Origin of the sequence: Prauserella isguenensis, from assembly GCF_014191605.1 — a bacterium.
In the GTDB taxonomy this organism is placed as follows: domain Bacteria; phylum Actinomycetota; class Actinomycetes; order Mycobacteriales; family Pseudonocardiaceae; genus Prauserella; species Prauserella isguenensis.
This window is the reverse complement of the sequence record NZ_JACHWU010000001.1, coordinates 375,084-395,250: the sequence shown is the minus strand read 5'-3', so window position 1 is coordinate 395,250 and position 20,167 is coordinate 375,084. Positions and strand designations below refer to the sequence as shown.

At 69.8% G+C, this 20,167-nt stretch carries 18 protein-coding genes and 1 pseudogene; 7 read left to right on the top strand and 12 right to left on the bottom strand.

Translation table 11 applies throughout. The features are described from left to right. Positions 1-13 precede the first annotated feature (13 nt). The 7 genes and pseudogenes from FHS23_RS01855 to FHS23_RS01825 all read right to left on the bottom strand — a co-directional run. Positions 14-1,039 (bottom strand): NAD(P)-dependent alcohol dehydrogenase, encoded by a 1,026-nt coding sequence (locus FHS23_RS01855; RefSeq protein ID WP_183646707.1) that lies wholly within the window; start codon positions 1,037-1,039, stop codon positions 14-16. Next, positions 1,036-1,881, bottom strand: coding sequence for an iron-sulfur cluster assembly protein (locus FHS23_RS01850; protein WP_183646704.1), 846 nt, complete (start codon positions 1,879-1,881; stop codon positions 1,036-1,038). Before FHS23_RS01850 ends, FHS23_RS01855 begins: the two co-directional genes overlap by 4 nt. Further along, positions 1,878-2,918 carry an amidohydrolase family protein gene (locus tag FHS23_RS01845; RefSeq protein ID WP_183646687.1) on the bottom strand — a complete coding sequence of 347 codons (1,041 nt, stop codon included), beginning with the start codon at positions 2,916-2,918 and terminating at the stop codon, positions 1,878-1,880. The genes FHS23_RS01850 and FHS23_RS01845 overlap by 4 nt, the downstream gene beginning before the upstream one ends. A gap of 101 nt (positions 2,919-3,019) precedes the next feature. After that, positions 3,020-3,397, bottom strand: coding sequence for a propane 2-monooxygenase effector subunit MimD (gene mimD, locus FHS23_RS01840; RefSeq protein ID WP_425501066.1), 378 nt, complete (start codon positions 3,395-3,397; stop codon positions 3,020-3,022). Next, positions 3,394-4,584: a ferritin family protein gene (locus tag FHS23_RS01835; RefSeq protein ID WP_183646684.1), complete on the bottom strand. Its 1,191-nt coding sequence runs from the start codon at positions 4,582-4,584 to the stop codon at positions 3,394-3,396. Before FHS23_RS01835 ends, mimD begins: the two co-directional genes overlap by 4 nt. A 51-nt stretch (positions 4,585-4,635) precedes the next feature. After that, a complete protein-coding gene (locus FHS23_RS01830) occupies positions 4,636-5,673 on the bottom strand; it encodes an NADH:ubiquinone reductase (Na(+)-transporting) subunit F (RefSeq protein ID WP_183646681.1) in 1,038 nt (345 codons plus the stop codon). Between the two features lie 105 nt (positions 5,674-5,778). Next, positions 5,779-5,973 (bottom strand): annotated as a pseudogene (locus tag FHS23_RS01825) (methane monooxygenase); the annotation flags it as partial. Positions 5,974-6,069: 96 nt separating this feature from the next. Between FHS23_RS01825 and FHS23_RS01820 the strand changes: the two are divergent. Further along, complete coding sequence (locus FHS23_RS01820) at positions 6,070-6,624, top strand: hypothetical protein (protein ID WP_246381266.1); 555 nt, start codon at positions 6,070-6,072, stop codon at positions 6,622-6,624. Positions 6,625-6,632: 8 nt separating this feature from the next. Here FHS23_RS01820 and FHS23_RS01815 read toward each other — a convergent pair whose 3' ends face one another. Next, a complete protein-coding gene (locus FHS23_RS01815; RefSeq protein ID WP_183646678.1) occupies positions 6,633-7,475 on the bottom strand; it encodes an LLM class F420-dependent oxidoreductase in 843 nt (280 codons plus the stop codon). Between the two features lie 144 nt (positions 7,476-7,619). On the opposite strand from FHS23_RS01815, the gene FHS23_RS01810 reads away from it, so the two are divergent. The 3 genes from FHS23_RS01810 (at position 7,620) to FHS23_RS01800 (ending at position 11,100) form a co-directional block, all read left to right on the top strand. Beyond that, entirely contained in the window at positions 7,620-9,215 is a 1,596-nt protein-coding gene (locus FHS23_RS01810; protein ID WP_343053572.1) for a peptide chain release factor 3, read from the top strand. A gap of 225 nt (positions 9,216-9,440) precedes the next feature. Continuing rightward, positions 9,441-10,649, top strand: coding sequence for an MFS transporter (locus FHS23_RS01805; RefSeq protein WP_183646675.1), 1,209 nt, complete (start codon positions 9,441-9,443; stop codon positions 10,647-10,649). A gap of 1 nt (position 10,650) precedes the next feature. After that, positions 10,651-11,100: a MaoC family dehydratase gene (locus FHS23_RS01800; RefSeq protein ID WP_183646672.1), complete on the top strand. Its 450-nt coding sequence runs from the start codon at positions 10,651-10,653 to the stop codon at positions 11,098-11,100. 5 nt (positions 11,101-11,105) lie between these two features. Here FHS23_RS01800 and FHS23_RS01795 read toward each other — a convergent pair whose 3' ends face one another. After that, the gene (locus FHS23_RS01795; RefSeq protein ID WP_221219299.1) at positions 11,106-11,321 is read right to left on the bottom strand and encodes a hypothetical protein; all 216 of its coding nucleotides are present in this window, start codon (positions 11,319-11,321) and stop codon (positions 11,106-11,108) included. Between the two features lie 441 nt (positions 11,322-11,762). Between FHS23_RS01795 and FHS23_RS01790 the strand changes: the two genes are divergently transcribed. The 3 genes from FHS23_RS01790 (at position 11,763) to FHS23_RS01780 (ending at position 15,829) form a co-directional block, all read left to right on the top strand. Next, positions 11,763-14,729, top strand: coding sequence for a nitrate- and nitrite sensing domain-containing protein (locus tag FHS23_RS01790; protein WP_183646669.1), 2,967 nt, complete (start codon positions 11,763-11,765; stop codon positions 14,727-14,729). Continuing rightward, a complete protein-coding gene (locus FHS23_RS01785; RefSeq protein ID WP_183646666.1) occupies positions 14,726-15,115 on the top strand; it encodes a roadblock/LC7 domain-containing protein in 390 nt (129 codons plus the stop codon). Before FHS23_RS01790 ends, FHS23_RS01785 begins: the two co-directional genes overlap by 4 nt. A 117-nt stretch (positions 15,116-15,232) precedes the next feature. Then, the gene (locus FHS23_RS01780; RefSeq protein WP_183646663.1) at positions 15,233-15,829 is read left to right on the top strand and encodes a GTP-binding protein; all 597 of its coding nucleotides are present in this window, start codon (positions 15,233-15,235) and stop codon (positions 15,827-15,829) included. Positions 15,830-15,865: 36 nt separating this feature from the next. Here FHS23_RS01780 and FHS23_RS01775 read toward each other — a convergent pair whose 3' ends face one another. From FHS23_RS01775 to FHS23_RS01765, 3 genes are read right to left on the bottom strand one after another with little or no spacing between them, the layout of a single operon-like run. Next, on the bottom strand, positions 15,866-17,149 hold the full coding sequence (locus FHS23_RS01775) for a heterodisulfide reductase-related iron-sulfur binding cluster (RefSeq protein WP_183646662.1): 1,284 nt from the start codon (positions 17,147-17,149) through the stop codon (positions 15,866-15,868). Next, positions 17,146-18,471 carry an FAD-binding protein gene (locus FHS23_RS01770; protein ID WP_183646659.1) on the bottom strand — a complete coding sequence of 442 codons (1,326 nt, stop codon included), beginning with the start codon at positions 18,469-18,471 and terminating at the stop codon, positions 17,146-17,148. The genes FHS23_RS01775 and FHS23_RS01770 overlap by 4 nt, the downstream gene beginning before the upstream one ends. Next, entirely contained in the window at positions 18,468-19,919 is a 1,452-nt protein-coding gene (locus FHS23_RS01765) for an FAD-binding oxidoreductase (protein ID WP_183646656.1), read from the bottom strand. Before FHS23_RS01765 ends, FHS23_RS01770 begins: the two co-directional genes overlap by 4 nt. Positions 19,920-20,167: the final 248 nt, after the last annotated feature.

Sequence of the window (20,167 nt, the reverse complement as noted above, 5' to 3'; positions counted from 1 at the left end):
GCGCGCGCTCGAGTCAGGGAACGAGAATCGCTCGGCCGCTGACCACACCCGCGTCCAGGTCGGCCAGGGCGTCGAGTGCGGCATCGAGCGGGTACTGCTTGGTGTGGAGGGTGACCTGGCCCGCCTCGGCGAGCACCATGAGCTCGACGAGGTCGTTGTAGGTGCCCACCAGGTTGCCGATGACGTTGCGCTCGGTGGAGATGATGTCGATCGTCGGGATGTCGATGTTGCTGCCGTAGCCGATGACGAAGTGCGAACCGCCGCGCCGGGTCATCGCGAACGCGTCCTGCTGGGCGCCCTGTTCGGCGACGAAGTCGAGCACGACCTCCGCGCCCTGCCCGCCGGTCAGGTCCAGGACCGCATCGACGTGCGACCCGTCGGCCTGCACCGTCTCGTGCGCGCCGAGTTGTTCGGCCAGTTTCAACGCCTCGGACTTGCGGTCGACCACGACGATCCGCGTCGCCGTGAGTGCGGCCAGCGACTGGATGCCGACGTGCCCGAGGCCGCCTGCGCCGTTGACGACACACGTCGTTCCTGGAGGCAGCGACGCCGCGGCCTTGCGCACCGCGTGATACGCCGTGATACCGGCGTCCGCGAGCGCCGCGACGTCCTCCGGCCGCGTCGACGGGTCGAGCTTGATGCACGCTCGCGCCGACGTCTTCAGGTACTCCGCCATCCCGCCGTCACTGTCGATTCCGGGGAAGGCGTTGTCGGCGCAGTGCATGTCATCGCCCGCGCGGCACGCCCGGCACAGCCCGCATGTCGGCGTGGGGTGCAGGATCACCGTGTCGCCCGGCGCCACATTGGACACCGCACTGCCCACGGCATGAACCCACCCCGCGTTCTCGTGGCCGATCGTGTAAGGCAGCGTGACCCCGGACTTGTCCCGCCACTGCTCCTCGATGATGTGCAGATCGGTGCGGCACACGCCCGCCCCGCCGATCTTCACGATCACGTCGAACGGGCCCGCGATCTCCGGATCCGGCACCTGTTCGATCGTCGGTTGCCGGTGGTACTCGTGCAGTCGTACGGCTTTCATGACACCTCCCGTTTCTCTGCGCTGCGCGGGGTTTCCGCACCGCCGGGGTTCGCTGCCGCCGCCGGCTGTGCCGTGCTCTCCGGGGCCGATCTGCCCTCCGGGGCCGCCCTGCCCTCCTGGGCCGCCCTGCCCTCCTGGGCCGTCGCGTCGTCGCCGTACCGCGTCCGCAGCAGTCCGCGGCACCAGCCCGTGTTGCCGTCGATGCTCACCCGCACGGTCTTCGCGAACCGCAATCGCTGCTCGACCTGCTCCTCGGGAATCGGAGCGCCCGATTCGTCGACGAACAGTGGGGTGTCTGCCGATGCGGGAAGACCCAGTTCCCGGCGTCTCCGCGTGAGGCTGTCGCGTTCGGCCGACGCGGGGACCTCGCCGAGCGTGGCGCGGGCGAGCGCGTCGATCCGCCAGCCGTCGTCGAGCAGCTTGCGGCACGTGCGTTCCAGGCACGCCAGGTGCGCTTTGCGGCGGAACGTGCGCCGCAGCTCGTCGAGCTCGCCGACGGCCTGACCCTCGAACGCGTCAGCGAACCCGTCGCGCGCTGCCACGCCCGCGTTGATCTCCTCGGCCGCGAAGTGGTCGGTGAGTCTCACCTCGGCCCAGTCGAGCCCGCGCACCGCCACGAGCGCGTCGTAGGCGTCGGCGACCATGAGGTAGGCGAAATTCGGCGCGCAGAAGTACGTCGGCAGGCGCAGCCGCACGTCCACGCCCGTTCCCGCGGGCGTGGACAGCACCGTCGCCGCCAGCACGAACCCGAGCTCGGTGATCGGCCTGCCGAGCTCGGGGTCGTCGACCGTCGCGAGTGCCTCCCCCGCGCGTTCGGCCAGGCTCGTCGTCGTCGCCGTCATGCCGGCACCGCCGGAGCCGAGCCGACCGCCTCGGTGCTGTCGGCGACCTCGTCGGGAACCGTGGCCTCCCGCGGCACCTCGATCTCGTAGAGCTTCGCCGCGTTCACGCCGAGGATCTTGCGCTTGACGTCCGGAGTGAGGGTGCCGTACTCGCCCTGCATGTCCTCGGGCACCTGGAAGTCGACGAACTGCTCGATCAGCCACTTCGGGTGCCAGATGGCGTAGTCGCTCGCGAACGTGATGCGGTTCTCGTCCAGCCAGTACAGCAGTTCCATGATGATCTGGGCGAAGTACCGCGGCCGCGAGTGGATGAACGGCATCGCGACGGCGAGTCCGCCGTAGACGTTCGGCTCCTGGGTGGCGATCCAGCAGAAGTCCTCGAGCCGCGGCAGGCCGACGTGCTCGATGATGAAGTTCAACTCGGGGAAAGCGGTGGCGACGTCGTCCACGTCGGCGACGTCGAACGCGTCGCGGTTGAGCGGGTAGATCGTCGGTCCCTTGTGGACGTGGATGTTGCGGATCCCCAGTTCCTGGCACTTCTCCAGGTACCGGTAGGACCAGTCGTCGGTGAGCTTCCAGCCCTTCGAATCGCCCTTCCACTCGGCCGTGTACAGCTTCACGCCGCGCAGGTTCCACCGCTGCGCGAGCCGTTCCAGCGCGGCCAGGCCCGCCTCGCCGTCACGCGGATCCCACGCGCCGTTGACGATGAACTTGTCCGGATGCCGCTCGGCCAGGAAACCGTCCTGCTCGGTCGTGTTGAACCCGTTGGTGAAGAAGTCCGTCAGGTACGTCGGCTGGAAGATCGCCTTGTCGACGTAGCCGTCCTCGAACAGATCCTTCATCAGGGTGGCTTCGCCGTACTTCTCGAACTTCTCCAACGGCCACACCCACCCCTCGGGGGAGAGGTTGCGGTGATAGTCGTAGAAGCACTCGATGAAACCCTTGCCGTACCGGTTCGCCTGGTTCTCCGGGCTGCCGTCCCAGAGATGCACGTGGCTGTCGACGATGAAGTAGCTCTCGCCGTCCTTGGTGTACATGGGCACTGCTCCCTTGCTGTGTCGCGGTGGTGGAGGCGCCGGGCCCGGCAGCCGAGCCGCCGTGCCTGTCGGGCCCGACGCCTCCGGTTCTCCCGCCGGCGTTACCGCACCGGTCGGAGGTCGAAGTCCAGGTACTCGGCGGCGTCCTCGGGATTGGCGAACAGGATCGTCCGGTCGTCGAGGTGGATCATGCGCCCGTAATGGGTCGACATGCTCTCCTCGAACTCGGCCTGGTCGAACCAGCCGTCCTCCTCGCCCGCGGCTTCGTCGATCTCGGAGTAGACGACGTCGACGCGGCCCTCGGCGTCGATGCGGATCATCGAGGGCAACGGAGTGACGGTGACGTTGTCCTTGCCACGCATCACCTCCGCGATGACCTCGCCCACCTGGTTGTTCATCAGCGTGTAGCCGCACATGCCCGAAGCGGTGTTGTTCGACTCGAAATCGCGCGTCGGCGTGCCGGTGCTCGTGGTGGTCACTGGTTCAGCTCCTTCGGGTTGCGCAGGCCGAGGTCGGCCAGGATTCCGCCGAACCGGCTCTTGGCTCGGTCGAGTGCGTCCTCGAATCGCGGTGGTTTCGCGTCCGGCTGCGACCACAGGGGCTGCAGCGTGCGCGCGGCCGCCAGGCACCGCGGCACCCACGCCTCCAGCCACGCCTGCATCGCCCGCGTGTTGTGCTCGGCGAACTCCTTGTCGGTCACCAGCGGCTGGAACAGAGCCTTGGTGTAGCGCAGGTCGCGTTCCGCGTAGTCGTACTCGGCGGCGCCGATGAGCGTCGGGGTGACGAAGTCGCCGTTGCCCGGCGCGGCCTGCTGGACGAGGTTGCTGCGGAACAGCTCACCGAGCAGCGGCTCGAACACCACGTTGGCGGCGAACACGGCCTCGGCCCAGTCCCATGTGGATGTCAGCTGCTCGGCCACACTGCGCACGCCCTGCCACGCCGGGTCCTCCTGCCAGGTACGCAGGTGGGCCTCACCGTCGAACTCGTCGATCTCCTCGGACAGCGTCAGGTTGTACAGCGCCAGGTCCTGCGCCGAGCGGATCCGGTGCATGCTGTTCACGGAGATCGCCGTGTTGTGCATGTTGGTCGGGCCCCTGCGGTTGGCGTTGGCGAACAGGTACAGCCCGAGCCCGTGGTCGACGTGCATCCACGCACCGACGTGCTGGGCCACGAACTGCACCCAGTTCGGGTTCCACTGGTCGAACGCCTTGCTCTGCCTCGCGGCGTCGACGTTCTGGTTGAGTTGGCGCACCACGTTGGAGTTGTTGCGGTAGATGCTCTGTTCCCACTCCTCGTTGGGATCGCGGAACTCGTGCCAGCCGTGGGCGGGCCACTCGTAGCCCTGGCCGCCGGAACCCGGGTAGCGTTTCGGTTCCGGACGGTCGCTGCCCCACGCCTTGAGCACGGTCCACTCGAGCGGATAGCCGCCCTTGCCGTCGGCGAAGCCGTACAGCCAGCCCTGCGACAGGTAGTGCCGCGGATCGGGCTGCACCTCGACGGTGACGTCCTCGTAGTGGCTCTGCTTGCGCTTACGCGGGATGAAGTAGTTGAACCGTCGCAGGTTCGAATCAGGGAACTCGCGTGCGCCCGCCTCGGCGTCGGTGAACACCGGTTTCGGCACGCTGCGCTCGGTCTGCGTCGGGACTGGTTCCTGGGTAGCCGTCATCACGGTTCCTTCGTCTCGTCGGCGCCGGTGGCACGGGCTGCAAGCCCGGTCTCACCCGTCGTCGCCGGTGGTCGTGAACTTGTCGTAGAAGACCCGTTTCTCGTCGACGCCGAGAGCGGGAAGCAGCTCGACCGCCGCCTCCACCATCGGCGGCGGCCCGCACACGTAGGCGTCCACACCGGACAGGTCGGTTTCCGACGTGCGCACCACGTCGGTGATCAATCCGGTGGCACCCGCCCACGCGCCGTCCGCAGCGTCCGACAGTGCAGGCACGTACCGGAACCGCGGCAGCCGCGTCTCGAGCTCGCGGAGTTCGTCGTCGAAACACAGATCACGTTCGGTCCGCGCGCCGTAGTAGAACGTCGCGGGCCGATCGACGCCGCGCTCGGCCATCGACCGCAGCAGCGACAGGATCGGTGCCATCCCCGCACCGCCGCCGACGAACAGCAGCGGCGCGTCCCGCCCGTCTCGCAGGGTGAAGACCCCGAACGGGCCGGTGATCTCCAGCCGGTCGCCCGGCTGCACCTTGGTGTCGAGGTACTCGGAGAACAGCCCGCCCGGGTACACCTTGATGACGAACTCGAGCGTGCCGTCGGCCGTCGACGTGTTCGCCATCGAGAACGAACGGGTCTCGCCGGTACCGGGTACGGCGAAGTCGACGTACTGGCCGGGGAAGAACCGCAGCTCCTCCGGTTCGATCAGCCGCACCACGAGCCGGCGCATGTCGTGGGTGACGTTGTCGTTCGACACCACCCCGACCGTCGCGGATCGGATCGGCAGCCCCGAGCGGATCATCTCCTCGTCGTAGTTGAGCAGCTCGATGGTCAGGTCCTCGTATGGGTGCGCGCGACACAGGAGCGTGTATCCCTCCTCGGCCTCGAAATCCGGAAGCGCGAACGTGGAGTACCTGTCGTGCTCGAGGTCGTCACCGTCCAGGACGAACGACTTGCACGACCCGCACTGGCCCTCCTTGCAACCGTGCATCAGCATCACGCCCTGCTCGGCGGCCGCGCGCAGGATCGTCTGATCCTCGTCGACCTCGACCTCGATCCCGACGGGCTCGAACCGCACCCGGTGCTTCTCGGTCATGCTCACCTCACCTTCGTCGCTGACTCGCGTGATCCGGACGGCGCCGGCGCGGGGCGGGTCCGTGGCCCGCCCCGCGCGGCCCCCTCGCTCCGGCGCGCGAGCGCTTCACTCGGCGGGCGCCGGCCTGCCGCCCGGACCCTGCCGGACGTAGTCGGCGTGGAAGGCCTGCCGTTCGGAGTCGGTCATCTCGCCCAGACTGACGTTCGGGCTCGGGAACGGCGGGCACCGGCGAAGGTGGTCGAGCGTCCACATCTTCTTCGGGTCGAGATCGAGATGCGGCTGTGCCACGAGGGTGTTGCCGCGGGTTCCGGGCGCGGCGGCAGAAACCGATGACGCCCGCCCCTATGGGTGGCCGCGTCGACCCCGACACAGGATCCGACGAAGGGCTTGGCGACGATGACCGTTCCCGACACCGTCCGTGCGCTCGACACTCCGGCATCACGCGAACTCGCGGGGCTGGCCGAGCTGCTCGGCGACGTGCAGACCGTGCTGGAGTGCTGCGAACGCCTGGCAGGCGGTTCCACGCCGCCCGACGAGTTGACGGCCGAAGCGCTGTGGACGACCGCCGTACTGGCGTACGCGCGGTGCTTCGAGGGGGAGCCGCGACTGGCGGCCTCCGACGTGGCGGAGACGTCGCTGCAGGGCGAGGTCACCGAGTGGCACGAACTGCTGCTGCGACTGCGCGACCACTACGTGTCGGCGCGGCGGGAGCAGTGCGGCGTCGGCGCCGCGCAGGACGAGACCGGCAGGGCGGGCGGCGTCGCGGTGACGTCGGCGCCGCGGCCCGCGCCCGACGACGTCACGGTCCGCCAGACCGGCGCGCTCGCCTACGAACTCGGCAAGCTCGTCGACGCGCGGATGAATGAGCAGCAGGAACTCCTGCGCGCGGCCGTCGGTGACATGCCCGCCGCGGAGCTGTCCCGGCTCCCGACGATCGACCTCGCCGGCTGACGTCGCGCCTACCTGCGGGCGAGGGTGTCGGCGAGGCGGTGCAGGTACTCGGCGACCTCGGGTTCGGTGCGGTCGGGCAATCCGAACAGGGTCTCGGTGACGCCTGCCGCCGCCCACGCGTCGAGCTGTTCGAGGTCCGGCCTGCCCGCCAGCGCGACGACCTCGGGCACGCCGACGCGACCCGCTTCCCGCCACGTCCGGTGCAGGGTCGCGATCTTGTCGGTGAGGTCGTCCTCGCCGGGGGTCGTCATCCAGCCGTGGCCGGTGCGGGTGATCCAGTCGAACGTCTTCGCCGTGCCCGCCGCGCCGACGACGACCGGGACGTCCCCGGCGGGTTTCGGCCAGGCCCAGCTCGGCCCGAACGAGACGAACTCGCCGTCGTAGGCCGCCTCGTCGGCGGTCCAGAGCGCGCGCATGGCTTCGACGTACTCGCGGAGCACCGTTCGGCGTTTGCCGGGAGGTACGCCGTGGTCGGCGAGCTCGTCGGTGTTCCAGCCGAAGCCGACGCCGAGCGTCACGCGCCCGCCTGCGAGGTGGTCGAGCGAGGCGATCGTCTTCGCCAGTGCGAGGGGATCGTGCTCGGCGGGCAGCGCGACGGCCGTTCCCAGGCGGATGCGGGTCGTGACGGCGGCGGCCGTCGACAGCGCGACCCACGGGTCGAGCGTGCGTACGTAGCGGTCGTCGGGCAGGGACGAGTCGCCCGTCCGCGGGTGTGCGGCGTCGCGGCGGACCGGGATGTGCGTGTGCTCGGGGACGCAGAAGGAGGCGAAACCGGCCTCCTCCGCCACACGTGCCGCCGAGGCGGGCGCGATGCTGCGGTCGCTGGTGAACATGACGATCCCGTGACGCATGCGGTAAGTAGAACATGTTCTCGTGCAATGCGGGAGGGGCGAACGCGCGACGTGCGACGGAGGGCCGTGCCGCCCCACCGAGCGGTCGCGCGCCGCCACCCGCGCATGGGAAGCGGCGCGGTCGCGCGAGTAGCCTGGAGGATTGTGTCCACTCCTCACGACGCCGCTCCCCTCCAGGAGGCGCGGCGCAGGCGGTCGTTCGCCGTCATCAGCCATCCCGACGCCGGTAAGTCGACGCTGACCGAGGCGCTCGCCCTGCACGCACGCGTGATCTCCGAGGCGGGCTCCGTGCACGGCAAGGGCGGCAGGCAGGGCGTCGTGTCGGACTGGATGTCGATGGAGCAGGCGCGTGGCATCTCGATCACGTCGGCGGCGCTGCAGTTCGAGTACCGCGACTGCGTCATCAACCTGCTGGACACGCCCGGTCACGCGGACTTCTCCGAGGACACCTACCGCGTGTTGTCGGCGGTCGACTCGGCGGTGATGCTGCTGGACGCGGCCAAGGGTCTCGAGCCGCAGACGTTGAAGCTGTTCGACGTGTGCCGGCACCGGGGCATTCCGGTGCTGACGTTCATCAACAAGTGGGACCGGCCGGGGCGCGACGCGCTCGAACTGTGCGACGAGCTGGTCGAGCGCATCGACCTGCAGCCGATGCCGCTGACCTGGCCCGTCGGCTCGCCGGGGCACTTCCAGGGCGTACTCGACGTGCCGACCGGGCAGTTCGTCCGCTACGCGCGGACCGCGGGCGGCGCGAAGGCCGCACCCGAGGAACACCTCTCGCCCGAACAGGCCGAGGCCGAGGTCGGTGAGGACTGGACGACCGCGTGCGAGGAGTACGACCTGCTGCTCGACTCCGGCGGCGAGTTCGACGAGGAACGGTTCCGCGACGCGAGCGCCACGCCGGTGCTGTTCGGCGCCGCCGTGCTCAACTTCGGGGTGCGCCACCTGCTCGACCTGGTCGTCGATCTCGCTCCCCGCCCAGAGTCGCGCAAGGACGCCGACGGCGCGCCGCGGCCCCTCGACGCCGAGTTCTCCGCCTTCGTGTTCAAGGTGCAGACCGGCATGGACCCGGCCCACCGCGACCAGGTGGCGTTCGCGCGCGTGTGCTCGGGCGTGTTCGAGCGCGGCATGGTCGTCACCAACGCCACGACGAAGCGGCCGTTCGCGACGAAGTACGTGCAGCAGGTCTTCGGGCAGAAACGATCCACAGTGGACACGGCGTATCCCGGGGACGTGATCGGGCTCGTGAACGCCACGGCGTTGCGGGTCGGCGACACGTTGTACTCGGGCAAACCCGCGGTGCGGTTCCCCGGGTTGCCGCAGTTCGCGCCCGCGCACTTCGCCGTCGCGACGCCGTCCGACCTGAGCAAGGCCAAGCAGTTCCGCAAGGGTATCGACCAGCTCGGTGCCGAGGGTGTGGTGCAGCTGCTGACATCCGACCTGCGCGGTGACGGCGCCCCGGTGCTCGCCGCGGTCGGGCCGATGCAGTTCGAGGTGGCGACCCACCGGATGGAGCACGAGTTCAACGCGCCGGTGAAGCTCGACCGCCTGCCCTACAGCGCCGTGCGTAAGCTCGGCGACTCGTCGCAGCGCAGCATCGTCGACGCGGGCAGGCGCAGCGAGGTCCTCGACCGGGCCGACGGCACCGAGCTCGCCGTCTTCGAGGACGAGATGTCCCTGCGCATCCTGCTGCGCGCCCAACCGGACCTGGAACTCGAACCGCTGCTCGCCGAAGGCTGACTCCCACCGCGTCGGTGCCGCGGTGACCTGCGGGAACACCCCGCGGCGAGCCTGTCGGCCGCGCCGGGTGGTGCGGGTCGCACGGTTTCGGCGCCGCACGTTCGCCGCCTCGGCGGTTCCGTGCGGCCTCGCCGCTGGATACGGTCGTCCGAGCGATCGATGCCGATGGAGGTTCGCGGGTGAGGCCAGGACGGTTCGGAAAACGTTGTCGGTGACGGCGCACCCATGAGCCCACTGCAACGTAGGATCGCGATCGCGGCCGTCCAGGTGCTCGGGCTGGCGGTCTGGTTCTCCATGTCCGCGGTGGTGCCCACGCTCCGGGACGAGTGGGGTATCTCGGCCGCGGCCGCCGTGTGGCTGACGGCGTCGGTGCAGATCGGCTTCGTCGTGGGCGCCGTCGGCTCGGCCGCACTGAACCTCGCCGACCGGGTGCGCCCGCACCTGCTCCTCGCGACCAGTGCGGCGCTGGCCGCGCTCTGCACGCTCGTGTTGGCGATGCTGGTCAGCGGTATGGCGGCAGCGCTGCCGCTGCGGTTTCTCACCGGCGTCTTCCTGGCGGGCGTCTACCCGGTGGGCATGAAACTCATGGTGTCCTGGTCGGGACGTTCCGGCAGGGGCATGTCGATGGGGATGCTGATCGCGGCGCTGACCCTCGGCTCGTCGGTGCCGCACCTGATCGCGGGGCTCGGATCGCTGCCGTGGCGGTCGGTGCTGTTGGCCGCGTCCGTGCTCGGCGGGCTCGGCGCGCTCGTGGCGGTCACGATCGTGCGGCCGGGTCCGCATCTCGCGGCGGGCAGTCCACTGCCGAACCCGCGTTACGCCCTCACCATGTTCACCCAGCGCGGGCCGCGGCTGGCCAACCTCGGCTACTTCGGCCACATGTGGGAGCTCTACGCGCTGTGGACGTGGATCCCGACGTTCCTGCTGGCACGTGAGGCGGCGGACGCGCCGCACGTGGTCGAGCTCCTCGTGTTCGCGACCATGGGCGTCGCCGGCGCGGCCGGGTGTTTCCTCGGTGGCTGGATATCCGACCGGTACGGCCGTTCCCCGGCCGCGGTGTCCGCGCTCGCGGTCAGCGGCGCCTGCTGCCTGCTCTCGCCCCTCGCGCTCGACGCGCCGACGGTGGTGCTGGTCGCCTTCTGTGCGGTGTGGGGTGCCGCCGTGATCGCCGACTCGGGGGTGTTCTCGGTGTCGTTGAGCGAAACGGCCGACTCCCGGTACGTCGGCACGGCATTGACCGCCCAGACCGCGATCGGCTTCGCCCTGACCGCGGTCAGCATCCAGGTCGTGCCGCTGGTGGCCGCCGTGGTCGGCTGGCGGTACGCGTTCCTCGCGCTGGTCCCCGGCCCGGTGATCGGTGCGCTGGCCATGCGCGCCTTCGGGTCGCGTACCCGTGCCGCGGTCCCGTCCACAAACCCGTCCACAAAGGAGTGACATGTCCGCTGTCTGGCCGAACGGCAAACCGGAAGTGGGTGCCGCCGCGGAGCTGTCCCGGCAGGTGGGGCCCGACGACATTCTCCGGTTCACCGAGCTGAGCGGGGACCGCAACCCGCTGCACTACGACGAGGCCGCCGCCGCGTCCTCGCGTTTCGGGGAGATCGTCGTCCAGGGCGGGGTCACCAGCGCGATCCTCAACGCCGTGATCGCGGAGAAGTTGCCGGGGCCCGGAACGGTCTTCCTCAACGTGTCCTGGAACTTCACCGCCCCGGTGCGGCCGGGCGACACGATCACGGGACGCGTGGAGGTCACCGAGGTCAGGGACGACAAGCCGATCACGAAGCTGGCCACGCGGGTCACGCGCGACGACGGCACGACGGCACTCGACGGCACCGCCGTGTGCTGGACGGCGGAAATGCCCGGCAGGCGGAGCGGCGGTACCGCCTGACGACGTCAGTCGCCGGGGTCGTGGAGTGCGGCGTAGAGGCAGATCAGCGACGCGACGGTGAGTGCCGCCGCCAGTACGAACGGCCACCAGACCGACATCGCGTCGGCGAGGAAGAACTGCAGGGCCGCGGTCACCGCGAAGGCTACGGACAGCACCACGAACAGCACCCGCTCGACGGGCGGCTGTTGGGGTCGGATGTCACTCGAAGGACGCCTGAGCATGTGACTCACCTCCCGGGAATGTGTACGGGCGCGGACAGTGTCCGGTATGCGTATCGTCGGGTTGTCCGAGAGGGTTACTGATCGGTTCGTTCCGACCTTCGTCGTCCTCCGGATGGGGCATGACCTTGGTCACGTCGAGTTACCGAGCTGCCGATCGTCCGAGGATTGAAAGCGCAGCTCGTTCGCCTGCTGTATGCCGAGAGTCTGCACAGTGATCGGGTCACCAGCGTTGACTGTCCAGAATGCGCTGCATAACCTCCGCGCAGCGTGGTCGGGTCGGCGGTTCATCCGGCGGTCCGACCCGACGTGCAGCAGCTCGACGGGGGGGCGGGGGCCCTGGGCAGTCATCCGGCGTCGATGAAAGGGCCTTGAGGCGTGGTCACCAAGCCTTCCAGGCGTTCACTCCGCGGACGTGTGCTCGCCGCGGCGCTCATACCCAGCGTGGCATTGCTGGTCGTCGGCGTCGTCGTGTCCGGCTACCTGATCTACGACGCGGTCAAGGGTCGCGACTTCGTCGTCCGCGTGCACGAGGCGGCCGAACCCGGTGTCGACTTCTTCGGCGCGATTCGGGCTGAGCGGAGACTCACACTCCAGGCACTCGCCGGGTCGTCGCCGCAGCGGGAACTCACCGAGCAGCGCACGGAGACCGACGCGGCGACCAAGAACCTGATGGACGACGTCGACGGCATGGTCGACGGCGCGTCCGACGAGATCCGCGGTGTCATCGAGCGGCTCCGCGGGCAGCTCGGCGAACTCCAACAGTTCCGGAGCCGCGTCGACGACGCGGGCGGTCCGAACGCGCCGACACTGCAGGACGCCTACGACCTCTACAACCGGATCATCGACACCGTCGCGGCCGGCCTCACCGGCGTCGCCAGACTGACCCCCGACGCCGAGACGGCGTATCTGCGCGTCCAGTCGATGCCACTGTTCACCGCCGCCGACGGCATGGCACGGGCCGACGCCCTCGCCGCCGCAGGACACGCCGCGGGCGGCCTGAGCGCAGAGGAGTTCCGCACCTACGCCGGCCAGGTCGGTGCCTACCGGGCGCAGCTCGCGCGTGCGTCGATGACTCCCGCGGTGCGCGCCGACTACGAGCGCCTCGTCGGCAGCGACGCGTGGCGGGTCGTGACGCGGGTCGAGAACGCGTTCCTCGAAGGCGGCGGCACCCAGCGGGTTCCCGTGTCTCCCGAACGCTGGCACGAGGCGGCGAGCGAGGTCGGCGGGACGCTGATGTCGCTGTACATCCAACAGAGCACCCACGCGACGAACGAAGGCGTCGAACGCGCCGACCGCACCCTCATCGGTGCGCTCGTCGCAGGTGGAGCCTCGCTCGCCGTCGGATCGCTGCTGATCTTCTTCGCGTGGCGGCTCGCGCAATGGCTCGTCCGGAGGCTCGTCCGGCTCAGGGAGGAGACCCTCGACCTCGCCGAGAACCGCCTGCCCGACTTGGTCGGTCGCGTGCAGGCGGGCGAGAACGTGGACGTCGTCGAACTCGAATCCGCCGACCACGGTGAGGACGAGATCGGCCAGGTCGCCGACGCGTTCCAGAAGGCGCAGCGCACCGCGGTGGCGGCGGCGATCGAGGAATCGCGCGTGCGCGAGGGCACGAAGACGGTCTTCCTCAACATCGCCCACCGCAGCCAGGTCCTCGTGCACCGCCAGTTGAAGGCGCTCGACGACGCCGAGCAGCACCTCGACGACCCGCAGCAGCTCGAGATGCTGTTCCGCGTCGACCACTTCGCCACGCGGGCCCGCCGCAACGCGGAGAACCTGATCATCCTCGGCGGACAGCAGCCGGGTAGGCGGTGGCGCAACCCCGTGTCGATCGCCGACCTCGTCCGGGGCGCCAACGCCGAGATCGAGCAGTACCGGCGCGTCGACGTGGCGGCGTTGCCGGATGTCGCTGTGATCGGGCCCGCAGTCGGCGACGTCGTGCACCTGTTGGCCGAGCTGCTCGACAACGCGACCGCGTTCTCACCGCCGGATTCGCGCGTGGTGGTGCGCGGCGACGCGGCCGCTACGAAGGGCGTGGTCCTCGAGGTCGAGGATCAGGGCCTCGGCATCGAGGAGGCGGACGCCGAACGCCTGAACACCCTGTTGGCCGAACCGCCGGACTTCAGTTTCATGGCGTTGTCCGACGAACCGCGCCTCGGCCTGTTCGTGGTCGCACGACTGGCCGCGCGGCACGGCATTCAGGTACGGCTGCGGGAAGCGATCCACGGCGGCACCCGCGCGGTCGTCCGGTTGGATCCCGAGTTGCTCGGCACGCTGCCCGAACACGAGCGGCCCGGCGGTCCCGACACGGGATCCGGGCCGGCCGTCGGCTGGCCGCCCGCGGAACCGGCCGACGGGACGGGCCCGGCACGGGCCGGCGATGCGCAGGTCGGCGGCCAGGGGGAGCGCGCGGAGGACGTCGCTGCTCGGGATGCGCGGCAGGAGGGTTCCGGTGCGGGCGTCGGCGGCGCGGCCCCGGGAGTCGGCTTCGCCTCGGCGGCTTCGGTGAGCGCGATCCTGTCCGGATCGCAGCCGAAGGTCGAAGCTCCCGGCAGTGGATGGTTCGGCTCGTCGGCCGATGCCGAGCCGGCGGCGGAAGAACAGCGGGATCCGGGACGTGCCGTGGAGCCGTCGTCCCGGGCGCAGGCACAGGACGGTTCGGTGCGGGAATGGCCGGACACCGACAGCGCGGGACAAGCCGCGGACGTCCGGCCGCGACCCGACCAGCCCTCCGAGCGGCAGCAGCAGGGTCCGCGGTCCGCGCGGCCGGAACCGGCACCGCGGCGGGCGTCGCGGCAGCGCCCCTGGGCGGACCCGCGTTCCGAGCCGTCGGCTTCCCCGGGTGTGAACCGCCCGGTGGACCCGCAGGGACGCGTGCCGTCGGTGCAGGATCGCTTTCTGCGTGACGAAGCCCCCGGTGCGGAGCCTCCGGCAGACGGTGGCGCCCGGTCGGAAGAGCATCGGCAGTCCGGGGCGGAACTGCCACGTCGCCGGCACCGACGCCCGGAGCAGCAGCCCGCTGAGCCTCCGGCATCGCAGCCCGGGCCGACGGGGCCGCAGTCGACGGGCGGGGCATCGGCACCCGGGCTGCCGCCGCGGCCGCGGAACCCGCTGCACCACTCGGGTCAGCAGGCCGCGGTGCCGCCGTCCGCCGCCGGCGGGGCCGGGGCGCAGTCGAAGCCGCCGTTGCCGCGGAGGCGTAAGCAGGAGAATCTCGCCCCGCAGCTACGGGAGTCGCCGCAGGACGCGCCCGAGTCGCCTGCTGCGGAGACACCGGAGGCGGGCGGCGCGAACGCCGACGCGGTGAGGAACAGGTTCGCGGGATTCCAACGTGGCACGGAACGTGCGCGGCAGGACCAGGGGAAGCGGGAAGGCACAGGCTTTTTCGCGAGCGGGGAAGGACCACGATGACAAGTAGGGGTAGTGAACTCGGCTGGCTCCTCGACGACCTGGTGCAACAGGTCGCAGGCGCCGACAGGGCCGTGGTGCTGTCGTCCGACGGCCTGTTGATGGGCAACTCCAGCAACATGGCCGCCGAGGAGGCCGAGCACCTGTCGGCTGTCGCGTCGGCGTTCCAGAGCCTTGCGAAGGGGACCGGCCGGCAGTTCGGTGGCGGAGGGGTACGCCAGACGCTCGTGGAGATGGACCACGCGTTCCTGTTCGTCACGGCGGCGGGCAGCGGGGCGTGCCTCGCGCTGTTGACGTCGGCCGATGCGGACATGGGGATGGTGGCCTACTCCATGAACATGATGGTGAAGCGGGTCGGGGCGGTACTCAGCGCGGCGCCGAGGGCCTGACAGACCCTCGCGATCGGCACGTCGCTGTCCGCGTGGTTGGATCGCCTGCGAACATGTGTCACCACCGCGAGGTCGCTCCAGCGGATCCGAACACGAAACGTACGCAGGCGGTTTTCCATGACACCCGGACATCCCGAACCTGGCAGTGGAGAGGCCACGGCCGCGAAACTGCTGATCGCCGGTGGTTTCGGCGTCGGTAAGACGACCTTGGTGGGTTCCGTCAGCGAGGTACCGCCGCTGCGGACCGAAGAGGCGATCACCGAGGCTTCCGCGGGCATCGACGACCTGACGGGTGTCGAGTCGAAGGTCAGCACGACCGTGGCGCTGGACTTCGGCCGGATCACGATCAGCCCCGAGCTGATCCTGTACCTGTTCGGCACTCCGGGGCAGGACCGGTTCTGGTTCATGTGGAACGAGCTCGCCGAGGGTGCGATCGGTGCGGTCGTACTGGCCGATCCCCGCCGTCTCGAGACGTGTTTCCCGGCCGTCGACTTCTTCGAGCGGCGCAGCGTGCCGTTCATCGTGGGTGTCAACTGCTTCGACGGGGCCCACCGGTACACGGCCGAAGAGGTGCGGGACGCCCTCGACATCGCGCCCACTGTGCCGCTCATGCTGTGCGACGCCCGTGACCGTGCGTCGGCACGGGACGTGCTGATCAGGCTCGTCGAGCACGTCATGCACCAGTACGACCTGGCCCACTCCGCGACGCCCTGAATCTCGACGCCCTGAACCCGGGCAACGTTCACTCGGTCATGGGTCCTCCGTCGGTCGGCGGCCCCGGATGGACGCGTCGAGTAACTGCACCGGATGCAGCATGGGAACGTCGTCGAGGTACCGCCGCAGCTGGAGCAGGCAGCCTGGGTTGGCGGTGACCAGTAGTTCGGGCGAGACCGCCTGCACGTTGCGTGCCTTCCGTTCGCCGAGCTCCTCCGCCGGTTCGGGATTGACCATGTTGTAGATCCCGGCGGAACCGCAACAGATCTCGGCGTCCGGAAGGTCGACCAGGTCGACGCCCGGGATGGTCCGCAGCACCGACCGGGGCTGTTCCCGGATTCCTTGCGCATGGCCGAGATGGCACGCGTCGTGGTAAGCCACCTTCGCGTCGATCCGGTGCCGCTCGGCGCGTGGCTCCAGTTCGGCGAGCAACTCGGTGATGTCACGGACCTTCGCACTGAACGCTTCGGCACGGTCCGTCCACTCCGGATCGTCCGCAAGCAGGTGGCCGTACTCCTTCATGGACGACCCGCATCCCGCCACGTTCACCACGATGTTGTCCACCGGCAGCTTCTCGAACGTCGCGATCGTGTGCTTCGCGCGCTCACGGGCATGCGGTTCCCGTCCGGCGTGTAGCCCCAGGGCCCCGCAGCACCCCTGGTCGCGTGGCGTCAGCACCTCGCAGCCCTCCGCGGCGAGCACACGCTGGGTCGCGGTGTTCACCTCGTGGAAGAACACGTCCTGCACGCACCCGGAGAGCAACGCCACGCGCCTGCGTGGTTCGCCTTCGGCCCGTACCCGGCGTGGCAGGCTCGCGAACGCGGAGCGCAGCCGGACCTGCGGCATCAGCGCCTGCGCGGCCCGCAGTCGTGGTGGCAGGACGCGTGCGGCGAGTGCCGGCAACCGTGACTTCTGGTAGAGCGCGCCGCCGACGGCCGCCGCACGCAGTCGCCTGCGGTAGGGGAACAGCGCGAAGATCCCGTTGCGGAACCACCGGTCCGACCGGGCACGCGGCACGTTCCGCTCGACCTGTGGCCGCGTCGCTTCCAGCAGCCGGTCGTACTGCACGCCGGAGGGACACGACGTCACGCACGCCATGCAGCCGAGGCAGGCGTCGATGTGTTCGGTGAATGCGCCTTCGAGTTCGATCTCGCCGCGTTCCGCCAGATCCATCAGGTAGATCCGGCCGCGCGGCGAGTCCATCTCTTCGCCCCACAACTGATACGTCGGGCACGTCGGCAGGCAGAACCCGCAGTGGACGCAGTCGTTGAGCAGTTCGCGCGACGGCGGGTTGGTCGCGTCGAAACTCGAATCCGTCACGAGTCCTCCTGTTCCGTGCCGGTAGGCCCTTCCCCACCGGAATCGGTCGGTGTCCGCGTCAGGGATGTCGTCCGTAACGTCGGGTCGGGCGGTGACGCCGCCGACGCTCCGTCCGTGAGCGCGGTGTCGGCAGATCCCCGGCCCATCGCCCGTTCGTGCGCGAGCGGTCCGGTCGCCGGCGTCGTGGCAGAGGATTCCGGGACCGCGTCGACGTCTGCCTCCGAGGTTGCGGCGGGCGAGTCGAACCAGGATCCGAAACGCCCGGAATCCAGTCGGCGGGCCGGGTCGAGTTCCCGCTTGACCGCTTGCAACACACGCAACGCGGACGGCTGCTGGCCCCACGGCCGTGCCTGCGAACCCGCAGCACCTCGAGTCACCGAGGTGCCGCCCACGTCGGTAACGGCATCGTGCACCTGGTCGACGCGGTCCGCCGGTAGCGAGAGTGTCGCGACCCCGGTGGCCAGGCCCGCTGCGGCAGGGGCTCCGAACCGGTCGAGGACTCCGGGAAGCCGACTCGGCCGACAGCCGATCCGTACCGTCGCGTCGTCGACCAGCCGCGCGTGCCGCTCCCATGCGTCCGCTGCCTCGTCGTCGGCCAGAACCCGGCCACCGGTCAGCGTGGCGAGCGAGCGGGTGCGCGTTTCTGTGCCGTCGGCCGTGCCTTCGATGCGGACGAGTAGTGTGCCGTCGGCCCACTCGAGCGACACCGGCTCCTGCGCCGCGGCCAGCAGCGACCGCGTATGACCGGTCGCGTCGGCCAGCGTGCAGTCCAACGCCACCGTGCGTTGTGCCTCCGGAGTGGGGTGCAACCGCAGCACGACCTCGGTCAGCAGTCCGTAGGTGCCGTACGAACCGTGCATCAGTTTTGCCAGGTCGTAGCCCGCCACGTTCTTGATGACGTGCCCGCCCGTTCGGGCGGGGGTGCCGTCGGCCAGCACCACGGTCGCTCCGATGACCAGGTCGCGCATGGAGCCGAAACCGAGCGCCAGCGGGCCGGAATCGGCCGTGGCGATCAGCCCGCCGACCGTGGCACCGCGCCGTACCCGCGCACCGTCGAACGCGATGCGCTGGCCGTGCCGGGCGGCTTCATCGTGCAGTTGTGCGAGCGGGGTGCCCGCCCCGACGGAGACCGTCATGTCGGCGGGGTTGTACGTGCGGATCCCGGTGAGAGCCGTCGCGTCGACGACGACGTCGGCGGCGTCGGCGGCTCCCGCCCATGCGGAGGCCGTGCCCGCCCCTTGGATCCGGACCTTGCCCCGCGACTCGGTGAAGGCTTCGCACGCCGACCGGAGGTCCGTCGGCGTCACAATCGTGGCGGTCATAGGCGCTCGATCACCCCGGCCTCTTCCAGCGGGTGCGGCCGGTACCGGCCCGGCTTTTCCCCGCACAGTCTCGGTGTGGGCAGGAGCTTGCCCGGGTTGCACAGGCGTTGCGGGTCGAATGCGGCCCGCACGCTGTCCATCGTGGAAAGGTCGGCCTCCCCGAACATCCGCGGCATGGAACAAGCCTTGTCCGTGCCGATGCCGTGCTCGCCGGACAGTGATCCTCCGAGCTCCACGCACAGCTCGGCGATGTCGGTGGACAGTTGCTCGGCGCGCTCCATCTCGCCCGCGTCCTCGTCGAACAGCACCAGCGGGTGCAGGTTGCCGTCACCCGCATGGAAGACGTTCGCCACGCGGAGGCCCGCATCGCGGCCCATCTCTTCGATCCGGCTCAGGACCTCGGCGAGCCGTGTCCGGGGGACGACCCCGTCTTGCACGATGTAGTCAGGGCTGATCCTCCCCACCGCAGCGAAGGCCGCCTTCCTGCCCTTCCAGATCTTGGCTCGTTCCGCCGCCGTCTCCGCGATGTGGAGCCGGGTGCACCCGTGACGCTCGCAGATCGTGCGAACCTGGTCGAACTGCCTCTCACATTCGGATGCGGGCCCATCGAGTTCCACGACCAGCGCGGCCGGAGTCGTCAGCGTGTAGCCGGCACCGACGGCTTTCTCGGCCGCCTGGATCGCCAGGTTGTCCATCATTTCGACAGCGGCCGGGATGATGCCCGCCGCGACGAGGTCGCTGACCACTTCACCCGCAGCCGTCACGGAGGGGAAGTCCGCGAGGAGCGTGCGGACGGTTTCCGGCACCCGGAGGAGCCGCACCGTGATCTCGCAGACGATTCCGAGCGTTCCTTCCGAGCCGATGACCACGCCGCGCAGGTCGGGGCCGAGCTGCTCGTCGGTGTCTTCGCCGAGCGTCACGACCTCGCCGTCGGGCAGCACGACGGTCATGGAGAGGACGTGGTTCGTGGTGAAGCCGTACTTCAGGCAATGAGCACCGCCGGAGTTCTCCGCGATGTTGCCGCCGATCGTGCACACCTGTTGACTCGACGGATCCGGCGCGTAGTACAGGCCGTGCGCCGCCGCAGCTTTCGTGATGTCGAGGTTGGTGACCCCCGGCTGTAGTACGGCTCGCCGGTCGACCGGGTCGATGTCCACGATCTCCCGCATGCGCTGCAGTGAGATCACGACACCGTCGGCCACGGGCATCGCGCCCCCGGACAGACCGGTGCCCGCGCCGCGAGCGACGAACGGGAGCCGGTGCCGGTGACAGGCGCGCACCGCCTGTGCGACGTCCTCGGTGCTGCGGGGCAGAACGACGAGTGACGGCGTTTGTCGAAAGCCGGTCAGCCCGTCGCATTCGTAACTGCGCAGCTGTACCGGATCGGAGATCACGTTCTCTGATCCGACGGCCGCGACCAGCGCGTCGTGTGCTGCGCGGTCGAGCATCGTTGCTCTCCTTCCGCGATCGTGCGGCGGTCCCGAACCGTGCGGATTCGGACGTCGGCGTTGCTGTCCGGCTCGTCTGGGTGGGCCGGAGGCGTCCCGGTCCTCGTTCACGTACTCGGGCTTCGGTGGTCGGGTACCACGCTGGTGGTTCGGCACCCGAGCGTCGATCCGTCGTCGGCTATCCCGGGCTATTTCGGATTATGGAACATTCTTATCGTCACAAGAAACTTTAGTGCCGGCGCGACCCT

Excerpts from the sequence above, each read along its gene's own strand:
- FHS23_RS01855 (WP_183646707.1), bottom strand. The coding sequence starts at position 1,039 with ATGAAAGCCGTACGACTGCACGAGTACCACCGGCAACCGACGATCGAA.
- FHS23_RS01850 (WP_183646704.1), bottom strand. The coding sequence starts at position 1,881 with ATGACGGCGACGACGACGAGCCTGGCCGAACGCGCGGGGGAGGCACTC.
- FHS23_RS01845 (WP_183646687.1), bottom strand. The coding sequence starts at position 2,918 with ATGTACACCAAGGACGGCGAGAGCTACTTCATCGTCGACAGCCACGTG.
- FHS23_RS01835 (WP_183646684.1), bottom strand. The coding sequence starts at position 4,584 with ATGACGGCTACCCAGGAACCAGTCCCGACGCAGACCGAGCGCAGCGTG.
- FHS23_RS01830 (WP_183646681.1), bottom strand. The coding sequence starts at position 5,673 with ATGACCGAGAAGCACCGGGTGCGGTTCGAGCCCGTCGGGATCGAGGTC.
- FHS23_RS01820 (WP_246381266.1), top strand. The coding sequence starts at position 6,070 with ATGACCGTTCCCGACACCGTCCGTGCGCTCGACACTCCGGCATCACGC.
- FHS23_RS01815 (WP_183646678.1), bottom strand. The coding sequence starts at position 7,475 with ATGCGTCACGGGATCGTCATGTTCACCAGCGACCGCAGCATCGCGCCC.
- FHS23_RS01805 (WP_183646675.1), top strand. The coding sequence starts at position 9,441 with ATGAGCCCACTGCAACGTAGGATCGCGATCGCGGCCGTCCAGGTGCTC.
- FHS23_RS01800 (WP_183646672.1), top strand. The coding sequence starts at position 10,651 with ATGTCCGCTGTCTGGCCGAACGGCAAACCGGAAGTGGGTGCCGCCGCG.
- FHS23_RS01795 (WP_221219299.1), bottom strand. The coding sequence starts at position 11,321 with ATGCTCAGGCGTCCTTCGAGTGACATCCGACCCCAACAGCCGCCCGTC.
- FHS23_RS01785 (WP_183646666.1), top strand. The coding sequence starts at position 14,726 with ATGACAAGTAGGGGTAGTGAACTCGGCTGGCTCCTCGACGACCTGGTG.
- FHS23_RS01780 (WP_183646663.1), top strand. The coding sequence starts at position 15,233 with ATGACACCCGGACATCCCGAACCTGGCAGTGGAGAGGCCACGGCCGCG.
- FHS23_RS01770 (WP_183646659.1), bottom strand. The coding sequence starts at position 18,471 with ATGACCGCCACGATTGTGACGCCGACGGACCTCCGGTCGGCGTGCGAA.
- FHS23_RS01765 (WP_183646656.1), bottom strand. The coding sequence starts at position 19,919 with ATGCTCGACCGCGCAGCACACGACGCGCTGGTCGCGGCCGTCGGATCA.